Annotated in this window: 24 protein-coding genes and 2 pseudogenes; 11 read left to right on the top strand and 15 right to left on the bottom strand. The window is 64.7% G+C overall.

The genetic code is table 11. The features are described from left to right. Positions 1-3: 3 nt before the first annotated feature. The 9 genes from flgJ to flgB all read right to left on the bottom strand — a co-directional run bounded on the left by flgJ (position 4) and on the right by flgB (position 7836). A complete protein-coding gene (gene flgJ / locus M8R19_RS23990) occupies positions 4-1221 on the bottom strand; it encodes a flagellar assembly peptidoglycan hydrolase FlgJ (protein ID WP_249919131.1) in 1218 nt (405 codons plus the stop codon). A 10-nt stretch (positions 1222-1231) separates the two neighbouring features. Further along, entirely contained in the window at positions 1232-2392 is a 1161-nt protein-coding gene (locus M8R19_RS23985) for a flagellar basal body P-ring protein FlgI (protein WP_249919130.1), read from the bottom strand. 11 nt (positions 2393-2403) lie between these two features. Further along, positions 2404-3096: a flagellar basal body L-ring protein FlgH gene (gene flgH / locus M8R19_RS23980; protein WP_249919129.1), complete on the bottom strand. Its 693-nt coding sequence runs from the start codon at positions 3094-3096 to the stop codon at positions 2404-2406. Between the two features lie 58 nt (positions 3097-3154). Beyond that, the gene (flgG, locus tag M8R19_RS23975; RefSeq protein ID WP_249919128.1) at positions 3155-3940 is read right to left on the bottom strand and encodes a flagellar basal-body rod protein FlgG; all 786 of its coding nucleotides are present in this window, start codon (positions 3938-3940) and stop codon (positions 3155-3157) included. A gap of 46 nt (positions 3941-3986) precedes the next feature. Next, complete coding sequence (gene flgF, locus M8R19_RS23970) at positions 3987-4730, bottom strand: flagellar basal-body rod protein FlgF (RefSeq protein ID WP_249919127.1); 744 nt, start codon at positions 4728-4730, stop codon at positions 3987-3989. A gap of 193 nt (positions 4731-4923) precedes the next feature. Then, the gene (gene flgE / locus M8R19_RS23965) at positions 4924-6231 is read right to left on the bottom strand and encodes a flagellar hook protein FlgE (protein WP_249919126.1); all 1308 of its coding nucleotides are present in this window, start codon (positions 6229-6231) and stop codon (positions 4924-4926) included. A 30-nt stretch (positions 6232-6261) separates the two neighbouring features. Further along, complete coding sequence (flgD, locus tag M8R19_RS23960; RefSeq protein ID WP_249919125.1) at positions 6262-6966, bottom strand: flagellar hook assembly protein FlgD; 705 nt, start codon at positions 6964-6966, stop codon at positions 6262-6264. Positions 6967-6982: 16 nt separating this feature from the next. Beyond that, the gene (gene flgC, locus M8R19_RS23955) at positions 6983-7423 is read right to left on the bottom strand and encodes a flagellar basal body rod protein FlgC (protein ID WP_249919124.1); all 441 of its coding nucleotides are present in this window, start codon (positions 7421-7423) and stop codon (positions 6983-6985) included. A 5-nt stretch (positions 7424-7428) separates the two neighbouring features. Beyond that, positions 7429-7836, bottom strand: coding sequence for a flagellar basal body rod protein FlgB (gene flgB / locus M8R19_RS23950; protein ID WP_009620829.1), 408 nt, complete (start codon positions 7834-7836; stop codon positions 7429-7431). Between the two features lie 426 nt (positions 7837-8262). On the opposite strand from flgB, the gene M8R19_RS23945 reads away from it, so the two are divergent. Beyond that, positions 8263-8535: a hypothetical protein gene (locus tag M8R19_RS23945; RefSeq protein WP_249919123.1), complete on the top strand. Its 273-nt coding sequence runs from the start codon at positions 8263-8265 to the stop codon at positions 8533-8535. Positions 8536-8656: 121 nt separating this feature from the next. On the opposite strand, the pseudogene M8R19_RS33515 reads toward M8R19_RS23945, so the two are convergent. Then, a pseudogene (locus M8R19_RS33515) lies at positions 8657-8803 on the bottom strand (IS5/IS1182 family transposase); the annotation flags it as partial. Between M8R19_RS33515 and M8R19_RS23940 the strand changes: the two are divergent. Both M8R19_RS23940 and M8R19_RS23935 read left to right on the top strand, forming a co-directional pair. Then, positions 8800-9192, top strand: a pseudogene (locus tag M8R19_RS23940) (recombination directionality factor); the annotation flags it as partial. The pseudogenes M8R19_RS33515 and M8R19_RS23940 overlap by 4 nt on opposite strands. Before the next feature lie 47 nt (positions 9193-9239). Further along, positions 9240-9398, top strand: a complete 159-nt coding sequence (locus M8R19_RS23935; protein ID WP_249919122.1) for a hypothetical protein — start codon at positions 9240-9242, stop codon at positions 9396-9398. A gap of 108 nt (positions 9399-9506) precedes the next feature. Here M8R19_RS23935 and M8R19_RS23930 read toward each other — a convergent pair whose 3' ends face one another. Further along, positions 9507-9761, bottom strand: coding sequence for a helix-turn-helix domain-containing protein (locus tag M8R19_RS23930; protein ID WP_249919121.1), 255 nt, complete (start codon positions 9759-9761; stop codon positions 9507-9509). 311 nt (positions 9762-10072) lie between these two features. Between M8R19_RS23930 and M8R19_RS23925 the strand changes: the two genes are divergently transcribed. From M8R19_RS23925 to M8R19_RS23905, 6 genes are all read left to right on the top strand, one after another. Further along, positions 10073-10525, top strand: coding sequence for a YfjT/YkfB family phage-associated protein (locus tag M8R19_RS23925; RefSeq protein WP_249920222.1), 453 nt, complete (start codon positions 10073-10075; stop codon positions 10523-10525). Positions 10526-10554: 29 nt separating this feature from the next. Beyond that, positions 10555-10872: a putative periplasmic lipoprotein gene (locus M8R19_RS23920; protein WP_023124076.1), complete on the top strand. Its 318-nt coding sequence runs from the start codon at positions 10555-10557 to the stop codon at positions 10870-10872. A 171-nt stretch (positions 10873-11043) separates the two neighbouring features. Further along, the gene (locus M8R19_RS23915) at positions 11044-13605 is read left to right on the top strand and encodes an autotransporter family protein (protein WP_249919120.1); all 2562 of its coding nucleotides are present in this window, start codon (positions 11044-11046) and stop codon (positions 13603-13605) included. Beyond that, positions 13605-14450, top strand: coding sequence for an alpha/beta hydrolase (locus tag M8R19_RS23910; protein WP_249919119.1), 846 nt, complete (start codon positions 13605-13607; stop codon positions 14448-14450). The genes M8R19_RS23915 and M8R19_RS23910 overlap by 1 nt, the downstream gene beginning before the upstream one ends. Before the next feature lie 609 nt (positions 14451-15059). After that, positions 15060-15182: a hypothetical protein gene (locus M8R19_RS33220; RefSeq protein WP_283939502.1), complete on the top strand. Its 123-nt coding sequence runs from the start codon at positions 15060-15062 to the stop codon at positions 15180-15182. Between the two features lie 494 nt (positions 15183-15676). Further along, positions 15677-15877 carry a membrane dipeptidase gene (locus M8R19_RS23905; protein WP_249920221.1) on the top strand — a complete coding sequence of 67 codons (201 nt, stop codon included), beginning with the start codon at positions 15677-15679 and terminating at the stop codon, positions 15875-15877. A 123-nt stretch (positions 15878-16000) separates the two neighbouring features. Here M8R19_RS23905 and M8R19_RS23900 read toward each other — a convergent pair whose 3' ends face one another. The 3 genes from M8R19_RS23900 to fepB are packed head-to-tail and all read right to left on the bottom strand — an operon-like array spanning position 16001 to position 18978. Then, positions 16001-17038, bottom strand: coding sequence for a FecCD family ABC transporter permease (locus tag M8R19_RS23900; protein ID WP_407072416.1), 1038 nt, complete (start codon positions 17036-17038; stop codon positions 16001-16003). Next, a complete protein-coding gene (locus M8R19_RS23895) occupies positions 17026-18072 on the bottom strand; it encodes a FecCD family ABC transporter permease (protein WP_283939501.1) in 1047 nt (348 codons plus the stop codon). The genes M8R19_RS23900 and M8R19_RS23895 overlap by 13 nt, the downstream gene beginning before the upstream one ends. Positions 18073-18075: 3 nt before the next feature. Next, positions 18076-18978, bottom strand: a complete 903-nt coding sequence (gene fepB, locus M8R19_RS23890; protein ID WP_283939500.1) for a Fe2+-enterobactin ABC transporter substrate-binding protein — start codon at positions 18976-18978, stop codon at positions 18076-18078. Between the two features lie 186 nt (positions 18979-19164). On the opposite strand from fepB, the gene M8R19_RS23885 reads away from it, so the two are divergent. After that, the gene (locus M8R19_RS23885) at positions 19165-19962 is read left to right on the top strand and encodes an ABC transporter ATP-binding protein (protein ID WP_249919118.1); all 798 of its coding nucleotides are present in this window, start codon (positions 19165-19167) and stop codon (positions 19960-19962) included. A gap of 6 nt (positions 19963-19968) precedes the next feature. Here M8R19_RS23885 and M8R19_RS23880 read toward each other — a convergent pair whose 3' ends face one another. Beyond that, positions 19969-20754 (bottom strand): IclR family transcriptional regulator, encoded by a 786-nt coding sequence (locus M8R19_RS23880; RefSeq protein ID WP_249920217.1) that lies wholly within the window; start codon positions 20752-20754, stop codon positions 19969-19971. A gap of 264 nt (positions 20755-21018) precedes the next feature. On the opposite strand from M8R19_RS23880, the gene M8R19_RS23875 reads away from it, so the two are divergent. Next, positions 21019-23103, top strand: a complete 2085-nt coding sequence (locus tag M8R19_RS23875) for a TonB-dependent receptor (protein ID WP_249919117.1) — start codon at positions 21019-21021, stop codon at positions 23101-23103. Positions 23104-23119: the final 16 nt, after the last annotated feature.

Here is a 23119-nt window from a genome sequence, read left to right as displayed (position 1 = left end):
TCCTTATAGAGTTTGGGTCGGGCCGTCGGCCATGGCCACGGTCTGGTAGACCTGCATCTGCCTGGCGATCTGCGACACCTTGCGCGCGTACTGCGGGTCGGTGGCGTAGCCGGCGCGCTGCAGCTCCTTCATGAACTGCTCGGGGCGCGCGGCGGAATCCAGGGCGTCCTGATAGCGGTCGTTGTTCTGCAGGAAGCTGACGTAGTCCTGGAAGCTCTGCTCGAAGGAGTTGTAGGCGCGGAACGAGGCCACTTCCTTCACCTGCTTGCCGTTCTCGTATTCGCTGGTGACCGCGCGCGCCGAGTCGCCTCTCCAACTCGAGCCGCTCTTGATGCCGAACAGGTTGTGGCTGCTGCTGCCGTCGCGCTGGGCGATCATCTTCTTGCCCCAGCCGGTTTCCAGCGCGGCCTGGGCCACCAGGTAGCGCGGGTCGACGCCGATGCGCTTGGCCGCGCGTTCGGCCATGGGCAGCATGGTGGCAACGAAGTCGTCGGCCGAGGCGAACATGGACTTGCCCGGCTTGGTCGAAATGGCAGAGGTATCGACAACGGCGGCACTATCGTCCCTGGAGGTGTAGCCCTTGCCATTGCGCCAGTCGCTGCTGGCCAGCTGCGTCGGCTGGCTGGCGTTGGTGGCATTGGCGTCCGGCACTATGCCGGCGGCTATGCGCTTGGCCAGCGTGCCCGGCAGGGCCAGGCGCCGCGCGTTCAGCGCCTGGCGGTCGTCGCGGCCGGGCTCGGGCTGCGCCAGCGGCTTGCCGCTGGCGGACCACAGGCTCCTGGCCCGCTGCCGGTCCTGCCCCGCTACAGCCTGGGTGGCCTGGGTAGCCTGGGTGTCGGATTGCGCCTGCACCTGGGCGAAGGGGTTGTTGCCGGTGTGGCGCACGCCCTGCATCTTCTCCATCTGCTTGACCAGCACGTCGGCCAGGCCGATGCCGTGCCCCTCGCGCGCCAGGGACACCGACAGCTGGTGGTCGTACATGTCCTGGTACTGCTTGGCGGTCTCGCTGTTGAGCGGGTTGTCCTTGGCGAACACTTCGTTGGCCGAACGCATCGACTTGAGCATCTCGTTGAGGAACAGCGACTCGAACTCCTGGGCCACCTTGCGGATGTTGCCCTGGCTGTTGCGGTCGCCGCTCTTCAGTTGGCTCAAACGGTTGAGGTCGGTGTAGGCCTGGCTGTCGCCGGTGCTGGTGCCTGGGTTGAGCAGTCGTGCGTCCATGGCGGCGTCCTCAGATGACGATCAGCTCGGCCTGCAACGCGCCGGCCTGCTTGAGGGCTTCGAGAATGGCCATCAGGTCGCTGGGCGCCGCGCCCACCTGATTCACCGCGCGGACGATCTCGTCCAGGGTGGTGCCGGGGCCGAACTTGAACATTGGCTTGGCTTCCTGCTCGGCATTCACCCGCGAGCGCGGCACCACCGCGGTCTCGCCATTGGAGAAGGGGCCGGGCTGGCTGACGATCGGGTCCTCGGTGATGGTCACGGTGAGGCTGCCGTGGGTCACGGCGGCCGGCGACACGCGCACGTTCTGGCCGATGACGATGGTACCGGTGCGCGAGTTGATGATGACCTTGGCCACCGCCTCGCCGGACTGGATCTCCAGATTCTCCAGCACCGACATGTAGTCCACCCGCTGGTTGGGGTCCAGCGGCGCGCTGACGCGCACCGAGCCACCGTCGATGGCCTGGGCCACGCCCGGGCCGAGCATGTCGTTGATGCGGTCGACGATGTGCTTGGCGGTGGTGAAGTCGGGGCGGTTGAGGTTCAGCGTCAGGCTATTGCCCTGGTCGAAGCCGCTCGGCACCGCGCGCTCGACGGTGGCACCGGAGGGGATGCGCCCGGCCGACGGCACGTTGACGGTGATCTTCGAGCCGTCGCGACCCTCGGCGTCGAAGCCGCCCACCACCAGGTTGCCCTGGGCGATGGCGTAGGTCTGGCCGTCGATGCCCTTGAGCTGAGTCATCAGCAGGCTGCCGCCGCGCAGGCTCTTGGCGTTGCCGATGGAAGAGATGGTCACGTCGATGGTCTGTCCCGGCTTGGCGAAGGGCGGCAGGTCCGCGTGCACCGACACCGCGGCGACGTTCTTCAGCTGCACGTTGCCACTGCTGGACGGCACCTTGATGCCGAACTGCGCCAGCATGTTGTTGAAGGTCTGCAGGGTGAAGGGCGTCTGCGTAGTCTGGTCGCCGGAACCGTTGAGGCCGACCACCAGACCGTAGCCGATCAACTGGTTGCTGCGCACGCCCTGGATGCTGGCGATGTCCTTCAGGCGCTCGGCGTGGGCCGGCAGGCAGAGGAACAGGCACAGCAATGCCAGGCCGTAGGAGCGAGCTTGCTCGCGAACCCTTCCAGCGCCGATTTTCGCGAGCAGTCTCGCTCCTGTGAAAGCCATGTCGGCCACCCTCAGAACGGCCACAGCGGGCTGAGGAAGAAGCGGTCCAGCCAACCCGGCTGGCTGGCGTCGGCGAAGGCGCCGGTGCCCGAGTAGGTGATGCGCGCATCCGCCACGCGGGTCGAGGACACGGTGTTGTCGGTGGCGATATCGTCGGCGCGGATCAGCCCGGCGATGCGCACCAGCTCGTTGCCGGTGTTCAGCGTCATCCACTTCTCGCCGCGCACGGCGAGGATGCCGTTGGGCATGACTTCGGCCACGGTCACGGTGATCGAGCCGGTCAGGCTGTTGCTCTGCCCCGCCGCGCTGTCGCCCTTGGTCTCGCGGTTGCCGCTGTACTCGGCGCTGAGGCTCAGGTCGCCGCTGCCGAAGGGGTTGTTGGTGGTGGCCTTGCTGCCGAACAGCGAGGTCAGCCCCATCTTGTTGCTGCTGTCCTTGGAGATGTCCGAGTTGGCCTTCTTGCTCGCCTGGGTCTTCTCGTTGAGGGTGATGGTGATGATGTCACCGACGCGGAAGGCCTTGCGGTCGCCGTAGAGGTTGTTGTCGAACCCGGCCTGGTAGATGGAGCCGTTGTTCTGCGCCGCGGGCATGGGTGTGCGTGGCATGACCGGCGCGTAGTACGGGTCATCCGGCTTCGGCGGAGGACTGACGCAACCGGCCAGCGCAGCGAGCGCCAGCAGCGGCAGAAAATAGGAAGGGTTCATTGCAACTACCTCTCGGGGACAGCCACTAACTCGCGAGGCACGGAGCCCGCGTCATGCATCAAAGGTTCTGGGTGACGAAGGACAGCATCTGGTCAGCGGTGGAGATCACCTTGGAGTTCATCTCGTAGGCGCGCTGGGTGGTGATCATGTTGACCATCTCCTCCACCACGCTGACGTTGGAGTTCTCCAGGGTGTTCTGCTGCACGGTACCCAGGCCGTTCAGCCCCGGGGTGCCGACCTGTGGAGCGCCACTGGCGGCGGTCTCCAGGAACAGGTTGTTGCCGGTCGCCTGCAGGCCTGCCGGGTTGATGAAATCGGCGGTCTGGATGTTGCCGATGATCTGCGGCGTGGAGTTGCCGGCCACGGTCACCGAGACGGTGCCGTCGTTGCCGACGGTGAAGGTCTGGGTTTCCGCCGGGACCACGATGGCCGGCTCCAGGGCGTTGCCGTTGGAGGTGACGATCTGGCCGTCGGAGTTCAGGTGGAAGCTGCCGTCGCGGGTGTAGGCGACGGTGCCGTCCGGGGTCAGCACCTGGAAGAAGCCGCGGCCGTTGACCGCCATGTCCAGCGGGTTGTCGGTGGTCTGCAGGCTGCCGGCGGTGAAGTTCTTCTGGGTGCCGACGATGCGCACGCCGGTACCCAGCTGCAGGCCCGAGGGCAACTGGCTGTCCTGGGTCGACTGGGCGCCGGGCTGGCGCTTGATCTGGTACAGCAGGTCCTGGAACTCGGCGCGGTCGCGCTTGAAGCCGGTGGTCGAGACGTTCGCCAGGTTGTTGGAAATGGTGGTCAGGTTCATGTCCTGGGCGGACAGGCCGGTCTTGCTGACCCACAGTGCCGGAAGCATATGTCTTCTCCTCGGGCGTCGGATTCATGACGCCTCGATCTGGTGATTAGCTAAATTGCAAAACCCGCGCCATGGCCTGGGAATCATCCTCGGCGGTACGCATCATCTTCACGTGCAGCTCGAACTGGCGGGACAGCGCCAGGATCGAGGTCATCTCGTCCACCGCGTTGACGTTGCTCGCCTCCAGGAACCCCGACTGCACGCTGGCGTTGGCGTCAGGCTGCGGCGCCGGCTGGCCCTGCTTCAGGCGAATCATGCCGTCGGTGCCCTTCTCAAGCTGCTTCGGGTCGGGGGTGACCAGCTTGATGCGGTCGACGGTGGCCAGTGCGTTGGGGTTGTTGCCCTGGCCGCGGACGGTGATGGTGCCGTCCTCGCCGATCTCGATCTTCTCTTCCGGCGGAATGGCGATCGGCCCGCCGTTGCCGAGCACCGGCAAACCGTCGCCGGTGCGCAACTGGCCGAGGGCGTCGATTTCCAGGCTGCCGGTACGCACGTAGGCTTCGCCGCCGTCCGGAGCCTGCACGGCGATCCAGGCGTCGCCCTTGGCGGCGACATCCAGGTCACGCCCGGTTTCCTGCAGCGCGCCGGCGGTGAAGTCGGTCGCCGGGCGTTCGCTCATGGCGAACACGCGCGACGGAAAGCTGTCGCCGAAGACCGGCATCGCCCGCGCCTGTTCGAAGTCGCGACGGAAACCGGTCGTGGAAATGTTCGCCAGGTTGTTGGCGTGAGCCTGCATGGCCTGCGAGTTCTGGCTCGCGCCGCTCATGGCGACGTACAGCATTCTGTCCAAGGCATTCCTCCAGTGCCGGGTCGGATTCCCGGCGGTGCTGGAGGTATCTCAGCAAAGCCTGTGCCAGAATCCCGATAAATATATAACTCATTGATTTATAAGGAAAAATAAAAACAAAAAGGCTCCCAAAGGAGCCTTGATGCATGCCAGGCGGCGAGAAGCTGCCGCCCGCGGCAAGGGGAAGCTGCCCGCCTCATCGGATATTGATGATGGTGTCGGCCACTGTGCTCTCGGTCTGTACCGTCTTGGCGTTGGCCTGGTAGTTGCGCTGGGCCACGATCAGGTTCACCAGTTGCGCGGTCAGGTCGACGTTGGAGTCCTCCAGCGCCCCGGAGGTCAGGCTGCCAAGGGTACCGGAGTTGGGCGTGCCGACCACCGGCTCGCCGGAGGCCAGCGACTGTTTCCAGGCAGTGTCGCCAACCGGTGTCAGGCCCTGGGAATTGGCGAAGTTGGCCAGCACCACCTGGCCGATCACCTTGGACTCGCCGTTGGTATAGGTGGCGTACATCATGCCATCCTCGTCGATCGACAGGCCGGACATCTGCCCGGTGGAGTAGCCGTCCTGGCTGACGCTGGTGACGGCGAAGCTCGATGCGGTCTGGGTGGTCTTGGTCAGGTCCAGGGTGATGCCGGCGGTGGCCGCCGAAGCGCCATTGCTCCCCCAAGTCACCGGGTCAGTGGTGGAGTCGGTGATGGTCGCCGGCACCCAGTTGCTCAGCGTCAGGGTATTATTGGCGTTCACCGTGAAGTCGCTGGAGCCGACGCTGGACAGGTTGCCGGAGCTGTCGAAAGCCAGCGTGGTCTGCATCGCGTCGGTGCTGGTTGGGTCCGAGGGCGAGCGGCCATCCACCAGGGAATACATGGTCCAGTTGTTGCTGCTGTCCTTGACGAAGTAATTCGTCATGGTGTGCGAGTTGCCCTGCGAGTCGTAGATATTCACCGAAGTGGACCAGTTGTACGAGCTGGCATCGTCGGCATCGAAGGGCGTAGTGGTCGGCGTACTCGCCGCCGAGTTCAGCGTCAGCGTCGAAGTGATGCTGGAAGTCGCATTGGCTGGCTGGTTGGCGGTATCCACCGTCAGGTCGGTGATCACCCCGCTGACGATGTCGCCGTTGGCATTCACCCCGTAACCTTGCAGCTTATAGCCGCTGCTGGTGACGATGTTGCCACTGCTGTCAGTGCTGAAGGCACCGGCACGGGTGTACAGGCGACTGCCGCCATCGCTGACCATGAAGTAGCCGTTGCCGCTGATCGCCAGGTCCAGGCTGTTGCCGGTGGTGGAGATGTTGCCCTGGGTGAACTGCTGCGACACGGCACTGGTCACCACCCCGCTCCCCACCGCGAGCCGCCCGGTACCGAGCATGGAGGATGCATACAGGTCAGCGAACTCGGTACGCGAGGATTTGTAGCCGGTGGTCCCGACGTTGGCAATGTTGTTGCCGGTCACGTTGAGATCCATACTGGCGGCGTTCAAACCACTCAGTGCGGTATTGAAAGACATGCAAGACTCCTTCGTCGGCGCCAGCCGACATCAATTTCCAATGGTTTGAACGTCGGACAGATAAACGCTGCCCAGCCCCGCCAGGTTGAGTTTCATGTCCGAGCTGGAGGTGCCCAGTGTCACACTGGCGATGGTGGCCGGCAGATAGGTGGTGAGCGCGGTCTCGGTGCCGTCGATGGTCGCAGAAGCCTTGAAGGTGTAGGTCCCGGCATCCACAGCGTTACCGTCGTCGTCGGTACCGTCCCAGGTGAAGTCGACGCTTCCCGCGGACTGGCTGCCCAGATCGATGGTCTTCACCAGCGCGCCGGAACTGTCGTAGACCCCGACCTGCACGCCATCCCCCGCGGAAGAGAGATCGAAGTAGCCGGTGATGCTGTCGCCACTGCTGGCCAACTGCGCCTCGCTGGACTCGACCACCACCGAACGCCCGACCAGCGACGAGGCCTGCAGGGCCTGAGAAGACTGGAAGGAGGTGTAGAAGGAGCTCAGGGTCGAATCCAGGTTTTCCATGCTTTCCAGGCTGCTGAACTGCGCCAGCTGGGAAACGAACTCGGTGTTGTCCTGAGGGTCCAGCGGGTTCTGATTGTTCAGCTGGGTGACCAGCAGTTGCAGGAACGAGTCCTTGTCCAGCGACGAGGTGCCGCTACTGGAAGTGGAACTGGAGCTGGAGCTGGAGCTGCTGTTCAACGCACTGAGGATGGAACTGGAGGTGCTGCTGGTGTTATCGATGCTCATGGGGCGTCCTCTGCGCTTACTGACCCAGGGTCAGGACCTTCTGCATCATCTGCTTGGCGGTGTTCATCATTTCCGCGTTGCTCTGGAAGGAGCGGCTGGCGGAGATCATGTCGGCCATCTCCTCCACCACGTTGACGTTGGGGTAGTACACGTAGCCGTTGGCGTCGGCGGCCGGGTGGCTCGGCTCGTAGCGCGGCACCAGCGGGCTCTGGTCCTCGACCACACCCGTCACCTGCACGCCGCTGCCGGCCTGGTCGGTGTCCTGGAACAGCGAGCCCTGGCCGCCCTGCGCCTGCTGGAACGTGGCGGAGAACACCGGGTGGCGGGCGCGATAGGTCTGGTCGAGGCTCGAGGACACGCTCTCGGCGTTGGCGATGTTCGAGGCGGTGGTGTTCAGACGGGTGGTCTGGGCACTCATGCCGCTACCGGCGATGTTGAAGACACTGGCAAGGGACATGGCGATCACTCTCCGCGCAGGGCGCCCATCAGGCCTTTGAACTTGCTGTTGAGGAAGGTGAAGCTGGCCTGGAACTGCACGGCGTTCTGCGCGTAGTTGGCCTGCTCGACCTGCTCGTCGACAGTGTTCTGGTCGATGGAGGGGTTGGTCGGGATGCGGTACTTCAGCGAGTCGTCGCCCATGGCCACGCCGTCGGCCTCGATGTGCCGGGCGTTGGTGACGGCGGTGCTGAAGGTGCCGCTCTTGGCCTTGTCGGCCTGGGCTGCGAGCACCGAAGCGAAGTCCAGGTCGCGCGCCTTGTAGTTGGGGGTGTCGGCGTTGGCCAGGTTGTTGGCCAGCACTTCAGCGCGCTGCGAGCGGAAGCTGAGCGCTTGTGCGTGGATGCCGAGGGCGGAGTCGAAGCTGATGCTCATGGTCACGAACCTGTTTGCCGGTGTGGGCTTGCCAGCACTTCAGCAAGGTGCGTGCCAATAAATAAAATCCTTATAGATCAATGAATTGCCGATGATCCGCGAGCGGCAAACCGCAGCAAGCGGCAAGATCTTACCGCCCAACGGCAACTACATGCAGGACGTCAATGTAAAACATATGAAATGGACATGTTACCTATAAACACAAACTAAACATGAACTACACAATAGCGTTAGCGATGAAGACACGTATTTGATCGCACGGATCCAATCTGTAATTGATATCGCCAATCTGGTTCAGCAGCCAGGATAGTTGGATGGTTTCTGCGTGGCATCAGGCAATTGTCGGCCCAGCAGCAGCCAATCAGAGCTGCATTGGGAAAGTCCGCTGGAACGCGCGTTCAATTTGATGCTTGATGGAATCGCGACGTGCACCGCTCCCAGTTCATGGAATCTGACTGCCTCTGCCTATTCGTCAACGCCATCCTGAGCAACGACAACGAGAGCAAGCGTCGCATCGCCAGCACCATGGCCAAGATGACGATGACAGCCAAGTCCTGGGCCAACGTGATCGGTGACTACACCTATCACCTGGACGAGCAGTTCCTGATCGAGCCGCACCTGGCGACCGAACTCGGTCATGGCGATGCCGGCGATATAGATTGGTTGCACAGACACCTCGACTTCAGATTTGCTGGTTGACGCCTTGCCAGTAGCGGGCGCGCAGGTCCTTCTTCAGTACCTTGCCCACCGGACTGCGCGGCAGGGAGTCGACGACGTCGACCGTCTTGGGGCGCCTTCACCGAGCCCAACTGATCCTTGCACAGGTAGAACTCCAGTAAGCATCCAACTCGGGGCCATCTTCCACCGTCGAGAAGCGCTTGATTGCGCGCTAGCCAGCAGGACATTGGTACTTGTCATCAGCGGCTATGTAGACGAAGTCCTGGTTACTGAAACGCCCTTCAGCACCACCTGGCTTGTCTGCCGCTGGAACTGCGCTGGCGAGGGAAGTCCTCCAGGCAAAGCCACGGCTCACCGAGCCTCTATGTCGACATCACCGTGCCCGGCGGCCTTTCGATGGAGGAAGCGCTGCTACAGGCCCAGGAGCTTGACGAAGCACATCAGGCGTCGGGCTTCGATCAGGTAGCCTGGATGCGACGGCGCGGCTGGGCTTTGTCAATAGTTCCTTCGAGGACAGCGATGAGGAGACCGGAGCCATCGCCGAGGAGTTCTTCCCGGAGCCGACTCCCGAATCGCCCCCCTTCAATTTCCCCTGCAGCAGAACCACCGGCTACGCCCCCCCTATTAACGCGGCTGAAAGCACGCGCCGAGGCCCGGAACCAACACCCCGCGGAGTGACATCCGCGGCGTTACCCCCCCATTTAACCGACGAGGAGGATCGCGCCATGAACCTGGTGCGCTTCATTGATTTGCTGTTCGTGTTTATCGGCGTGCTAGCCAACTGTGCAGTGGCGGTTGCATTGCTGCTGCTCATGCTGCGCTTTTGGCCGCTGCTCATCATCTTTGGACTAGCTCTACTTGTACTTCAGCGCGTCATTCGCTGAGTAGGAGCCCGCATTACCCCATCGGCTTGAAACAGGAGCCTTATGGTATCTGTTCATTTCGGCTGCTGCTCTAGGCAGACTACTCGATGGGTAATGGCTGACCTTGCTCTACTCGTCCGTCTGTCTAAGAGCCTCTTCAAACTCTTTGATCAGACTGACTAAATCAGTCTTCAGCACCTTGCTTAGATCTCGTATCTGAATGATATCGAGTCGGCGAGTCCCCCGCTCCACATCACTCATGAATGACTGCGGGTGCCCGAGAGCTTTTGAGCACTCCACCTGAGTGAGTCCTGCCGCTATACGTCGGCGTTTCAGGATCGCCAGAAAGAGCGCGTACTCTGGACGATAAATCGCTTTGGCCATGATGGCTGATCACTCCTGTGAACAGCTCCACAACCTATATCCGGTTTCCAGATATCTGAATTTCAGATATATTCGTTTTCAGCATCCCCCGTAATCGAGAAAAGCCTCATGCCTGCTCATCGACATCATCACTATCGACCTTCTCGACATGCTGATGTGAGGTGAGCTTTTGCCGTGAGGCTGTGAATCCCAACACAACATGGAGCCCTATGCAGAAGGCAAACATCACAGAAACACGCAGTTCTACGAAGAGGCTAGTACCAACACTCATCAGGCCTAAATCTCATTCACGAGAGACCTCCTTCATGAAAATGATCAGAGCGCTAGCCCTGCTGTTTGCCTTTGCCATCAACGCCATGGCCATCTGTACCGCACATGCGGGCACGGCCGAATGGACCTCCAGCTACACCCAGGGCGTCGAGGAACACCTCGTCGACGACGGCCACGGCAACCAGTTGAACATCGCCTGCCCGGACGATGACGAAAGCCCCGTCTCCGCCTACGTCACCCTCGCTGGCAAGCGCTACTCCTCCGAAAAGGATGGCTTCGACGTCATCGTCGACGGCACCACCTTCAGCAATCCCTTCTACACCGACTGCGAAGCCTGCAGCTCCAGCTTCCCGGGCTTCTGGGCCGCGCTGCGCAAGGCCCGCACCCTGCAGCTCAGTGCCGGTGGCCAGACGGTGACGCTTCCGACCCAGAACCTTCCCCAGGTTCTCCAGCCCCTGACCAGCAAGAAAAACCTCTGCCGCTCCGCCTGGTAATCACCAGCTCTTTCACAGGAATCCGTTCAATGAAGAAGTACATCCCTCTACTGCTTATGGCTGTGGCGCTGTCCGGCTGCGGCGCGGAACCACCCATCACCGTAGAGCTGGGGCACAACCCCTATTGGGGATCGCCTCAGTTGCAGATCACCGCCAAGAAAGACGCCGTCACGATCAACAGCGTGACCATCAACCGTGGCAACTGCAAAGCCAACGCCTATGAAGTCCTGCCCTACCAGGTACCGTTTGGCGATGTCCTGAAGGTCGACTCGCGCTACTGCCAGAAGATCATCGAGGCGTCGATCTCTACCAGCGAGGGTGACTACGACTTCAGCTTCGGCAACTAGTCCCCCCTCCGCTAACACCCACTCGGAATACCCAACTCCGCCCACGGCCATCGTCTGGCCGTGGGCGGAGCGGGGACCTTTTTGTTTTTTGAAAACCCAGGAGCTGCTCGTCGAGACACACCCCAGAAGAACAACGCACCACGGCCATACACACTCAAGGACCCGAACCCCATGACACCGACGTACCGCAAAACCCTGCTCGCCCTGGCCATTTCTGCCAGTGCTCTGCCTCTCGCCGCCCACGCCCTGACGTTGACCAACAGCGGGCTGGACAGTGAAGGCAACACCTACACCGACAGTACCGAAGTCACCGGCGCCTTCACTGGCAGCGACCAGCCCCTTCGCTTCTATAGCGACACCTTCAACCACGACCTGGTGCTCAACGCCCAGGTGCAAGCCACCGGCGATGACCTCAATGGCGTCGACCTGTCCTACGCGGGTGACGACGACAATCCCTCCTCCATCGGTGCGACCACCGAGGTGTTCGGCAACCTGCAGAACAAGGGCAGCATTTCGGTGAGCGGCGCGGGCGTCACTGGCCTGCTGATCGACCCGGCCACCATCCACGGCAACCTGGTCAATGAAGGCACCCTGCAGGTGGCCGGCGGTGTGCTCGAGGGCGACGGCATCCGCGGCCTCAAGTTCGCCGGGCAGTCGGTATTGCAGGGCGACCTGATCAACGCCGCCAGCGGCAAGATCCTCGCCGATGGCGACGAGGCCACCGGCATCCAGCTCAAGGGCGGCACCATCGGCGGCAAGCTGATCAACAACGGCCAGATCCAGGTCAGCGGTACCGAATCGACGGGCGTTCTCGCCACCTATGACGACGACATGGGTGGTCCGGATCGCGTGGACCTCGGCGGGATCGAGAACCACGGTAGCATCGTGGCCAGCGGCGATGATGCAACCGCGTTGCGTCTCGACGGTGTGAGCTTTGCCAGCGCGCCGGTTCAGATCCTCAACACCGGCACGATCCAGGCTGACGATGCGGCCATCGAGGTCGGTGCCTTCGACATCGACGGCGCGAATGCCAGCAATACCCTGGTCATCCAGAACAGCGGTAACCTGGTTTCCAAGGACGAAGCCATCGATGCCTCCCAGGCCAGTGGCGGCGTACACCTGGTGTGGAATGCCGGCAGCATCACCGGCAACCTGATCGACCTGTCCAACATCGAAGTGAACGGCAACGTGACCTTCAATGGCACCGACGCCAGTACCGATGGCGCGAACATCCGCCTGAAGGACGCCGGTTGGCTGGATGTCGGCAGCGATGCGGGCAACACGCCGGCGCACCTGGAATTCGCTCAGCCGCACACCACTATCCAGGGCAACCTGGACGTGGCCGGCAACTCCTCGCTGGGACTCAACCTGAGTTCGGCCACGGATCCGAACAAGGCCGTGGTCGCGGTCTCCGACACGGCGGAGTTCGCCAAGGGCTCGCAGATCCAGTTGGCGGCCCAGGGCAATGACTTCAAGGCCCAGGGCACGACCTATACCCTGATCCAGGCCAGTACCCTGCAGGATGATGGGGTGAGCGTGACCAGCCGCTCGGCCCTGCTGAACGTCGACACCGTCAGCAGCGGCGACAACCAAATCCTGGCCAAGGTCAGCACCAAGAGCCAGAACGAAGTCGGCGAGGTGATCGGCCAGATCGGTGGCTCGGCCAACGCCCAACGTGCGGGCGCGGCCTTCAGCCAAGTGGTGACCGGGCTGGCGCAGAGCAATCCCAACGATCCGGTGTTCCAAACCTACGTGAATGCCTCGCAGGATCCAGCAGCGCTGAAGAAACTGGCTGAACAGTTGGTCCCCGAAGTAAACGGTGGTTCGACGCAAGCGGCCACCAGTGGGCAAACGCTGATGAGCAACGTCACCGGTAATCGCACCAGCAGCCTAAGGGGTGCGTCCTCGGGGGATGTGCTGCAGCACACCGGCATCTGGGCGCAAGCGCTGTACAGCGATGCCAACCAGGATCTGCGCGATGGCGTGGCCGGCTTCAATGCCTACAGCCGCGGCATTGCCCTCGGCGCCGATGGCAAGCTCACCGACCAGTTGACCCTGGGCGTGGCCTACAGCTTCCTGCACACCAGCGTGAACAGCGACAACGGCAACACCACCGATGTCGATGGCAATGCCCTCACTCTGTACAGCGGCTTCGAACAGGGCAACTACTTCGTCGACGCCAACCTGAGCTATGGCTTCAACGACAACGAGAGCAAGCGCCGTATCGCCGGCACTACGGCCAAGGGCGATTACGACAGCCAGGTGCTGGGGGCCAATGTGGTGGGGGGCTACACCTACCACCTGAACGAGCAGTTCCTGGTCGAGCCGCGCCTAGCCGCACGCTATGCGCGCGTCGATATCGATGGCTACCACGAGAAAGGCTCGTCAGCGGCGCTCAAGGTGGATAGTCAACGCTACGAAGTGGCGGAACTCGGTGCTGGTGTGCGGGTAGCGGGTGACTTCCAGGTCGGTAACGGCAACCTGCAGCCGCAGGCCAAGCTGATGGCCTACCATGACTTCGCCGCAGACGAAGCCCAGAGCACGTCGACCTTCGTGCTGGGTGGCACGCCCTTCGTGAGCCAGGGCGCCAAGGCCGTGCGCAACAGCTACGAAGCGGGTGTCGGTGCGGATTACCACCTGGGTGCGGTTACCGTTGGAGTCAGTTACGACTACACCGGCAAGACCGACTTCAACGCCGACACCTTCACCGCCAAGGTCCGTTACGACTTCTGATGAGCCACTCCCTTTCCGGCCCACCTCTGTGGGCCGGTTTTCTTCGAGCCCGTCGAGTTCTTACGGCGCTGCTGATCGGCGCCCTCCTCGCCGGCTGCCAGTCGCCTCGCGAGGCGCTGCAGCAGTTGGCGGATGCCCATGAGCGGAAACTGGAGATCCTGCCGGGGCAACCGTTTCCGCTGGCCATGCTGGCACCGCAGAACACAGCGAAAGCCACTCGTTTACGCGTCTACCTGGAAGGGGATGGTCATGCCTGGGCCACCGCCACGCAACCCAGCCTGGACCCGAGCCCGCACAATCTGTTGGTGGCGCGCCTGGCGGTGGACGATCCGACGCCGAATGCGTACCTGGCGCGGCCTTGCCAGTTCGTGATAGCACCGGCCTGCGAACCTGACCTCTGGACCGATCGGCGCTTTTCGCAGGAAGTCGTCACCCACCTCAGTCAGGCGCTGGAGCAGATGAAGCAGCGTTACGGCAATCGAGAATTCGAGCTGGTGGGGTATTCGGGAGGTGCAGCGTTGGCACTGTTGTTGGCTGCCCAGCGGAATGATGTTGCTCAGGTTCAAACGCTAGCGGGCAATCTCAGCCCGCGGCTTTGGGCGCAAATGAAAGGGCTGTCGCCCCTCAGTGGTTCGCTGGATCCGCTGGACTATCAGTATCGGTTGGCATCTATACCACAGCGACATCTGGTGGGAGACGTAGACCACGTGATACCAGCATCGCTAGCCAAAGCCTACCTGGAAAGGCTACGTTCAGATGCCTGCAGTGAGGTTGTAATCTCTCCGGTTATAGATCATCAGCAAGGCTGGGAGACCGCTTGGAGAAAATGGCGGGGCAACCGCTAGATTGCAATAGCAATTGAGTCCACAGCCGCCTCCTCACCAAGCAGACCCTATTGCCCATTTAAGCCCTCGGATCAAACCCGAAGACCCGCAGTTCCTATTGATATCGACAGGCCTTCGCCAGGCGCGCCGCCCCACGCGATGGCCTCGCCGACGAAAGGCAGTTCGAGCACTGAGCAGCTCCCGTCGAGTGTTGGGGGACCAGGGTTAGCCGGCCTGGGATGGAGTTGTCGGTGGAGACGAGCGCGGCGGAGGCACGGTCCCGCCGGCTCGCAGCAGACCGAGAGATTGAAATGGCTGTTCGCACAGATTGTTGAGAAACGCACGCAGTGGTGGCCGGCGTCAGCCTGGTGTCGGTGCAGCTCACCCAACTGCTGTTCGTGCAAACCATTCGTGCCTACCCGGCATCCACCGATTCGCTGCGCTACGGCTAGCTGCGGGCGGCCAGATATAAGCTTCCGGGGACAGTGCTGGAGCTGATGCACAACGAGCCTGGAAGGGCCAGGCAGTAGGGCGAGCTGGCCAATGCCATGGGGATGTCGCGCACCACTTCTGGGTGCACTTCAAGTCAATCACCGGGAGCCGGCGCTGGCCAACCCGAACTAGCGGTGCATGTTCCGGGAGCAACAGGCGCGGCGTCGCCGCGACGTGATCATGGCAGACCTGACCTCGGAGCTGGGCTTCGCCTCCGAGAGCGCCTTCAATCGCTTCACCGGCACCGAGCCACCACGCTAGCGCATCCAGTGGCGCGAAAACGTGACTTGATCCGGCGGGCAAGAGAAAGCCCACATGCTGGCAGTCCGCGCGGGGTTGTTCAATCGGGTATCAGACTCCCGATTTGATACGACTCCAGTTGCGGGTGATCAGGCGCAAGATCGACGGACTCGGCGGTAGGCTGACGTACATGCTTTTGACCCGCTGATGCCCTGCAACCAGACAGGAGAAAGCAATGCAATGCCTCTGCGGCATGCCCGTGAAGATATAGTTGTTGTGCGCTATGCAGGAGACAGAGTGGTGGGTTTCAGGAAGTAATGGCAGGCTCAGCAGTTCCTGGTGCAATTGCAGGAACGCCTGACCAGGTTTGCCCGAGCGCGAACGCGCACGCCTGCAGTTCTATGCGCGCTACCGAAACATGGCCGCACTGAGCCCGGAACAGGTCCAGCGGCTCTACGCCGAAATCCGCGAAGTCGACCGCAAGCACCAGCCCCCGGGCCAACGTCGGGGTGTTCATGCGGCACCCGCTGCAAATCCTCGAAGTGGTCGGTCCGGAACACGTCGGCATTGGCGCGGACAGGGACGGCGGCGGCGTGACAGGGCTGGAGGACGTCAGCCAGTTGCCGAGGATCACCCAGCGCCTGCTCGATGCTGGCTACAGCGAACAGGACCTGGCTAACATCTGGAGCGGCAACCTGCTTCGTGTGCTGGACTAGGCGCAGCGAGCGGCCGATCCGGCTGCGGTGGCGGCCTGCCTGGAGGCCGATGAGCGACGCACTGATGAAAACAGCGCTGGCAGCCCGCACCGGCCGTACGGAACCGCTCGGCGAGGGCCCGGCCTACAGCCGCCTGCTACGGGCGATCAGACAGAGCAGATAGAAGCCGCCCAGCAGGCCGGTGACCAGGCCGATCGGCAGGTTGGCCCGGCTCGCCAGGCTCTGGCTCAGCCAGTCGGCCGCCAGCAGCAGCGCGGCGCCCATCAGCGCACCCGACAGCAAAGGCACCGCGGCGGCGCCGGTCAGGCGCTTGGCCAGCTGCGGCCCGGCCAGGGCGATGAAGGCGATGGGGCCGGCCGCCGCGGTGGCGATGGCGGTCAGGCCGACGGCGGCCAGCACCATGACCAGCCGCGTCCGTTCGACGTGCACGCCCAGTTGCGCGGCGCTGTCGTCGCCCATCTCCAGCAGGTCCAGGTGACGGGCGTGGTAGAGCGCGACCGGCAGGATCGCCAGCAGCCCCGCCGCGGCCGGCAGCACGTGGGCCCAGGTGCGCGTGTTCAGCGAGCCGGCCAGCCACAGCTGGGCGAACATCGCCCGGTCGAGGTTGCCGGTCACCAGCAGCGTCTGGTTCAGCCCCGCCAGGGTGGCGCCGGCGCCGATGCCCACCAGCACCAGGCGGTAGCCGCCGCTGCTGCGCCCCTGCATCGCCAACAGGAACACCAGCAAGGCGGTGCACAGCCCGGCGGCCACCGCCGCCAGCGCCACGGCCAAGGGCCCGGCGTCGAACAGGATGATCTGCACGATGGCGCCGCTCGCCGCGCCGGTGGTGAAGCCGATGATGTCCGGCGAACCCAGGGCATTGCGCGACAGCGACTGGAAGATCGCCCCGGCCATGCCCAGCGCCGCGCCCACCAGCACGGCGGTGAGCACCCGTGGCAGGCGCACCCGCAGGATGATGCGCTGGGCGCTGCCTTCGCACTGCCCCAGCAGGCTGGCGAGCACTTCGCTGGGGCTGATCGACAGGCTGCCGGTGCCCAGCAGCAAGGTGCCCAGCGCCAGGCACAGCAGCGCCAGCAGCACGCAGACCAGCAGCCCGCGTGGCCGCACGCGCAGGGACAGGCAGCCCAGGCGCAGGCTGCGGGGCGTGTTCAGAGCCGGCATGCGCGGAACCGCCTGATCAGCAGGATGAAGCACGGCCCGCCGAGCAGCAGGGCGACGGTGCCGGCGGCAATCTCCGCCGGCGCGGCGACCACCCGGCCGAGGATGTCGGCGCCCAGCAGTAGGGCCGCGGCGAACAGCGCCGAGTACGGCAGAGCCCAGCGGTAGTCCGAACCGACCAACAGCCGCGCGATGTGCGGGGCGACCAGGCCGACGAAGCCGATCGGCCCGGCCATGGCGGTGGCCGCGCCGGCCAGCAGCATGGTCGCCAGGCACGCCACCAGCCAGGTCAGGCGCACGTCCACGCCCAGCGCCCGGCCCAGGTCCTTGCCCAGGGCCAGGGCGTTGAGCTGGGCCAGGATCGACAGCGCCGCGAGCAGCCCCGCGGCGATGGCCGTGGCGGGCAGCGGCAGCGTGGCGAAGCTGCTGGCCGACAGCGAGCCGGCCGCCCAGTTGCGGAAGCGGTCGTACACCTCCGGCGGCGCGTTGAGGACGATGATGCCGGTCAGCGAGGCCAACAGGATCGACAGCCCGGCGCCGGCCAGCACCAGGCGCACGGGGTTGGTGCCGGTCTCGCCGGCGCGGCCGAGGAGGAACACCAGCAGCCCCGCCAGCCCCGCGCCGAGAAAGGCCAGGCCGATGTACTGGCCGATGCTCGCCAGGTCGAACAGCGCGACCCCGACGATCACCGCCAGGGCCGCGCCGGCGTTCACCCCCAGCAGCCCCGGCTCGGCCAGCGGGTTGCGCGTCAGCGCCTGCATCAGGGTGCCGGCCGCGCCCAGGGCCAGCCCGGCCAGCAGCGCGACCAGGGTCCGCGGAATACGCAGCTCGCGGATGATCAGGTGCTGGTCGTTATGCGGGTCGGCGTGGCGCAGGGCTTCCAGGGTCACCTCCAGGGGCACCGGGCGGGAGCCAATGGCCAGACTGGCTAAGGCGGCCAGGCCGAGGGCCAGCACCCCGCCCAGCAGCCCCCAGGCCAGCGGCCGGCGCCGGCGCGGCAGTGTGGGTATCGGCAGGTCCCCCGCAGACAGGCGCATGGCTCAGCGGAAATAGCCGGCCACGGTGTCGAGCAGTTGGCGGCCGGAGTAGTAGTCGATGCGGAACGAACTCGGCCCCAGCGGGTAGACCCGCTTGTTGCGCACCGCCGGCAGGTTGGCCAGCACCGGGTCGGCGAGGAACGCCTGCACGTCCTGCTCGCCGGCGCCGAGCAGGAACACGCTGTCGCCGCTGATGGCCGCGGGCAGATTCTCGCGGGAGATGAACTGGAAGTCCGAGGCGCGCGTGACCTTTTCCGTCAGCGCCGGCGGCAGCTCGTTCACCCTGAAGCCCAGGGCCGTGAGCAGGCGCGCCTGCGGGCTGCCGAGCCGGCCGATCGAATAGCTGCCGGCGATGTTGTAGCCGACAATGGTCACCGCGCCCGCCGGCGGCCGGATGCTAGCGGCGGTCTGCGCGGTGTAGGCGTCGAAGCGCTGGATGGCCTCGCGGGCCTGGCGCTGCAGGCCGGTGCGCTGGCCGAGGTCGGTGGCGATGTCCTGCCAGGCGCGGTTGGAGTAGTCCACCAGCATGGTGGGCAGGCCCTGCGCCTCCAGCTCGGCCCGGTGCGGCGCCACGCTGTCGGCGCCGGTGGCGGAAACCACCACCAGGTCCGGGTCGCTGGCGATCAGCGCTTCGATGTCGAACTGCAGGTTGCGGTACAGCACCGCTACCCCGCGCTCGTCGGCCACCTGCGCCCACTGCGAGAAGAAGCCCTTGGCGTCGGTCAGGCGGCTGGGGGTGGTCGCGGCCGTAGCCACCAGCGGCGCGTCCATTGCCAGGAGGATGCCGGTGACGCTGGGGGTGGTGGAGACGATGCGCCGGGGCGCGTCCTGGGCGGCCAACGCCAGGTTGGCGACGAGTGCCAGCGCGGTGCCGAGCAACATCAGGGGAAGGCGCGAAGGGATCATCAGTGGGCCTGCACAAGGGGTGGGCGAGGTTCCGCGCGAAGGCCTGAACCGGTGGTCGCACGGCGCCTGGCAGGGCTTACCGGCCCGGGCGCGCGGCCCATATGATAATGCTTCTCATGCCATAAATTCCATATCGTAGAATAGATTCTGCATAATGAACTCTCGCCCTCGACCCCGGAAGCCCCAATGACCCACCGCCTGCATGCGGACGCCGTGACCCTGCGCCGCGACACCCGGACCATCTCGCAGAACCTGTCCGTCGCCATCGCCGACGGCTCCTTCACTGTCATCGTCGGCCCCAACGCCTGCGGCAAGTCCACCCTGCTGGCGGCATTGGCGCGCCTGCTGGCGCCCAGCACCGGCCAGGTGGTGCTGGACGGGAAGGACATCCACGCCCTGCCGGCCAAGGAAGTCGCCCGCCGCCTAGGCCTGCTGCCGCAGAGCGCCACGGCGCCGGAGGGCATCCGCGTGGCCGACCTGGTGGCGCGCGGGCGCTACCCGCACCAGGCGTTCCTGCGGCAATGGTCGACGACCGATGAGCAGGCGGTGCAGCGGGCAATGCAGGCGACCCGGGTGGCGGAGCTGGCCGAGCGGCCGGTCGAGGCGCTGTCCGGCGGCCAGCGCCAGCGGGTGTGGATCGCCATGGCGCTGGCGCAGGACACGCCGATCCTGCTGCTCGACGAGCCGACCACCTACCTGGACATCGTCCACCAGATCGAACTGCTCGAACTGCTGGCCGAACTCAACCGCCAGGGGCGCACCATAGTCGCGGTGCTGCACGACCTGAACCAGGCCTGCCGCTACGCCACACACCTGATCGCCATGCGCGAGGGCGCGGTGATCGCCGAGGGCGCGCCGGCGGCGATCTTCACCGAGGAACTGGTGCAGCAGGTGTTCGGCCTGGCCTCGGTGATCATCGCCGATCCGGTGAGCGGCACCCCGATGCTGGTGCCGAAGGGGCGTTTCGCCGCCAGCCCGGCCTGAGCCGGGTCAGCGCGGCAGCGCCGGGCCCGGGGCGCCGAGCACACGCCCGCCGGTGGCCTGATTGACCAGCTCCGCCTCGTGGAACAGCGCCTGGCGGTCCTCCGGCGCGTGTAACTGGCCGAGGTCGGTGACCGTGGTCATCGCGCAGACGATCTCCTGCTGGGCGTCGAACACCGGCGCCGCCTGGCCGGTGACGTTCGACAGCAGGTGGCTGGTCAGCTCGGCCCAGCAGTGCTGGCGGATGTCCTCGAGCAGCGCGGCGCTCGGCGGGGTGCCGCGGAAATGCGCCGGCTGCTGCTTGCGCGCCGCCTCGATGCGGGCCTTGGGCAGGAACGCCTGGAACACCAGGCCGCAGGCGGTGTTGTCGATCGGCAGGATATCGCCCAGGGCCAACGGATTGATCGAGAAGTAGGCGCTGCGGTACCAGCGCACCAGGGTCGGGCCGCGGTCGGTCCAGATGGCCACGCCACCGCTGGCGGCATGCCGCAGGGCCAGGGACTTCATGTGCTGCGCGGCGATGTCCACCGCCTCGATGCGCTTCAACGCGCCTATGCCGATACTCAGCGCCGCCGGCCCCAGGTCGTACAGGCCGCTGACAGGGTCCTGCTTGGCCAGCCCCTCCTTGACCAGGCTCTGCAGGTAGCGGTGGGCGGTGGAGCCCCCGGTCTGCGTGCGCCGGGCAACCTCGCCGAGGCTCAGCTCGCTTTCCGCGTTGGCCAGCACGTTGAGGAAGCGCGCGGCGATCGAGACCGACTGGATGGTACCGGAGCGCTTCTCGCTCGGGATCTCCAGCTCGTGCTCCGACGGGGGCTGCAAGTTGCTCAAAGGGTCGGTCTCCTCATCAGTCTCTGCTCGTTGTGGTTGTTCGGGCCGCGCCACGGGGCAAGCCGCGGGGCCGGCCAATCATACCGGTTCCCTCTCCTCCGGGGAGGCCCCGGCGTGGCCGTTGGCCCGGTCGAACATACCACTTTGCGGAACATATTCCTTATTGCGGAATATAATGGCCGCATGATACCTTCCAATGCAAACGCGGATCGTTCTCATTTGGAGGTTATTTTGAAGGCCCACCTGCAGCGCACGTTCAGCCACGGATTCGGCGTGCTCACCCTGTCCACCCTGCTCGCCTCGCCCCCGGCCCTGGCCGAGGACGCCAGCCCCCGCGAGAAGGACGCGCTCGCCCTAGAGTCGGTGGTGATCACCGGCGAGAAGATCGAGCGCGACCTGAAGAACACCGCTTCGTCGGTGTCGGTGAAGAACGCCCGCGAGATCGACCGCGAGAAGACCGGCGACGCCTCCGTGCATGAAGTGCTGAACGACATCCCCAACTTGGTCTACACCGACTCGGTGGGCGCGCCGGTGATCCGCGGCCAGGACGCCCAGGGCCCGAACAACGGGGCCAACGTGTTCTGGGGCGGCACCGTGCCGCGCGCCACCATCAACCTCGACGGCCACTACCTGAACTACAACGAGATGTACTTCGGCGCGCCCTCGGTGTGGGACGTGGACAGCATCGAAGTGTTCCGTGGCCCGCAGACCACCTCGCAAGGGGCCAACGCCATCGCCGGGGCGATCATCGTCAAGACCAAGGACCCGACCTTCACCCCCGAGGCGGCCTACCAGGCCGAGGCCGGCAGCTACAACGCGCGGCGCAGCTCGCTGGCGGTGTCCGGCCCATTGGCCCGCGACCTGGCCGGGCGCCTGGCGCTGGACTACTCCGCCCGCGACACCTTCATCGACTACACCAACCCGAAGTTCGCCAGCCACGGCACCGACCAGGACTTCCGCGCGCTGAACCTGCGCGGCAAATTGCTCTGGCTGCCGGAGTCCGTCCCGGGCCTGGCGGCGAAGTACACCTTTGCCCACGGCGACTCCAACCGCCCCTCCCAGGAAGCCGCCTCCAGGCCTTTCCACAAGCTCGACCACACCTCCACCACCATGCCCAGTTGGCACCAGCAAACCAACACCCACGTCGTCGACCTCGACTATGACCTGGAGAACGGCATCAAGCTGTTCAACCAGACGCAGTACTCGCAGTCCAACGTGCACCGGGTCATCGGCGTGGCCAACGGCGGCGACGCCGACATCCAGCAGAAGAACGCCTCCAACGAAGCGCGCATTACCTTCGGCGAGCTGCAGGACGAGCTCAGCGGCATGGGCGGCGTGTACTTCGCCCGTACCGACTCCGACGAAATCCTCTACCTCAGCGGCATCTCCGCCTTCGACGACACCAAGCGCAACCTGGGTGTGTTCGGCGAGCTGAACTACCGCCTAACCGAGCGCTGGACCCTGAGCACCGGCCTGCGCTTCCAGCAGGACCAGATCGAACGCAGCGGCACCTCGGTGTACGCCAGCAACGCGCTGGACTACGACAAGACCTTCTCGGCGCTGCTGCCGAAGGTGTCCCTGGCCTACGCCCTGACCCCCGAGTGGACCCTGGGCGGCATGCTCAGCCGCGGCTACAACCCCGGCGGCGTGTCGCTGAACATGAGCAGCAAGCAGTGGCAGACCTTCGACGACGAGTCGATCTGGAACTACGAGCTGTTCGCCCGAGCCAGCCTGCTGGACGACCGCCTGCACCTGAACGGCAACCTGTTCTACATGGACATGCGCGACGCCCAGTACAACATCCCGGTGGTGATTTCCTCGGGGCTCACCCAGTCCTACACCATCAACGCCGAGAAGGCCCACGCTTACGGTCTGGAGTTGAGCGCCGACTACCGCGTGCTCGACAACCTGGTGCTCAAGGCCAGCGCCGGCGCACTGAAGACCCACATCGACGACATCGACAGCAACAGCAGCTACGTGCATAACGAGTTCGCCCGCTCACCCGGCTACACCCTGAGCTTCGGCCCTAGCTGGGACATCACTGAGCGCCTCAACCTCAACGCCCAGGTGCGCCACCTGGATGGCTACTACTCCGACGTGGCCAACACCAAGTCCTACGCGGTCGACTCCTACACCATCACCGATACCCGCATGAGCTACCGCTTCAACGACCACGTGCAGCTCTACGGCTACGTGAAGAACGTCTTCGACGACCGCTCGCCCACCTACCTGCAGCAGAACCGCGGCATCGGCGGCATCGAGGCGAGCATGACCGAGCCCCGCACCTTCGGCATCGGCGTCAAGGGCACGCTCTGAGCGGCCCCGCGCCACA

Origin of the sequence: Pseudomonas sp. R3.Fl, from assembly GCF_023516765.1 — a bacterium.
Classification (GTDB): Bacteria; Pseudomonadota; Gammaproteobacteria; order Pseudomonadales; family Pseudomonadaceae; genus Pseudomonas; species Pseudomonas citronellolis.
This window is presented reverse-complemented; position numbering and strand designations above follow the sequence as displayed.

Coding starts and splice junctions, on each gene's coding strand:
- flgJ (WP_249919131.1), bottom strand. CDS start 1,221: ATGGACGCACGACTGCTCAACCCAGGCACCAGCACCGGCGACAGCCAG.
- M8R19_RS23985 (WP_249919130.1), bottom strand. CDS start 2,392: ATGGCTTTCACAGGAGCGAGACTGCTCGCGAAAATCGGCGCTGGAAGG.
- flgH (WP_249919129.1), bottom strand. CDS start 3,096: ATGAACCCTTCCTATTTTCTGCCGCTGCTGGCGCTCGCTGCGCTGGCC.
- flgG (WP_249919128.1), bottom strand. CDS start 3,940: ATGCTTCCGGCACTGTGGGTCAGCAAGACCGGCCTGTCCGCCCAGGAC.
- flgE (WP_249919126.1), bottom strand. CDS start 6,231: ATGTCTTTCAATACCGCACTGAGTGGTTTGAACGCCGCCAGTATGGAT.
- flgD (WP_249919125.1), bottom strand. CDS start 6,966: ATGAGCATCGATAACACCAGCAGCACCTCCAGTTCCATCCTCAGTGCG.
- flgC (WP_249919124.1), bottom strand. CDS start 7,423: ATGTCCCTTGCCAGTGTCTTCAACATCGCCGGTAGCGGCATGAGTGCC.
- flgB (WP_009620829.1), bottom strand. CDS start 7,836: ATGAGCATCAGCTTCGACTCCGCCCTCGGCATCCACGCACAAGCGCTC.
- M8R19_RS23935 (WP_249919122.1), top strand. CDS start 9,240: ATGAACCTGGTGCGCTTCATTGATTTGCTGTTCGTGTTTATCGGCGTG.
- M8R19_RS23930 (WP_249919121.1), bottom strand. CDS start 9,761: ATGGCCAAAGCGATTTATCGTCCAGAGTACGCGCTCTTTCTGGCGATC.
- M8R19_RS23925 (WP_249920222.1), top strand. CDS start 10,073: ATGATCAGAGCGCTAGCCCTGCTGTTTGCCTTTGCCATCAACGCCATG.
- M8R19_RS23920 (WP_023124076.1), top strand. CDS start 10,555: ATGAAGAAGTACATCCCTCTACTGCTTATGGCTGTGGCGCTGTCCGGC.
- M8R19_RS23915 (WP_249919120.1), top strand. CDS start 11,044: ATGACACCGACGTACCGCAAAACCCTGCTCGCCCTGGCCATTTCTGCC.
- M8R19_RS23910 (WP_249919119.1), top strand. CDS start 13,605: ATGAGCCACTCCCTTTCCGGCCCACCTCTGTGGGCCGGTTTTCTTCGA.
- M8R19_RS33220 (WP_283939502.1), top strand. CDS start 15,060: ATGTTCCGGGAGCAACAGGCGCGGCGTCGCCGCGACGTGATCATGGCA.
- M8R19_RS23905 (WP_249920221.1), top strand. CDS start 15,677: ATGCGGCACCCGCTGCAAATCCTCGAAGTGGTCGGTCCGGAACACGTC.
- M8R19_RS23900 (WP_407072416.1), bottom strand. CDS start 17,038: ATGCCGGCTCTGAACACGCCCCGCAGCCTGCGCCTGGGCTGCCTGTCC.
- M8R19_RS23895 (WP_283939501.1), bottom strand. CDS start 18,072: ATGCGCCTGTCTGCGGGGGACCTGCCGATACCCACACTGCCGCGCCGG.
- fepB (WP_283939500.1), bottom strand. CDS start 18,978: ATGATCCCTTCGCGCCTTCCCCTGATGTTGCTCGGCACCGCGCTGGCA.
- M8R19_RS23885 (WP_249919118.1), top strand. CDS start 19,165: ATGACCCACCGCCTGCATGCGGACGCCGTGACCCTGCGCCGCGACACC.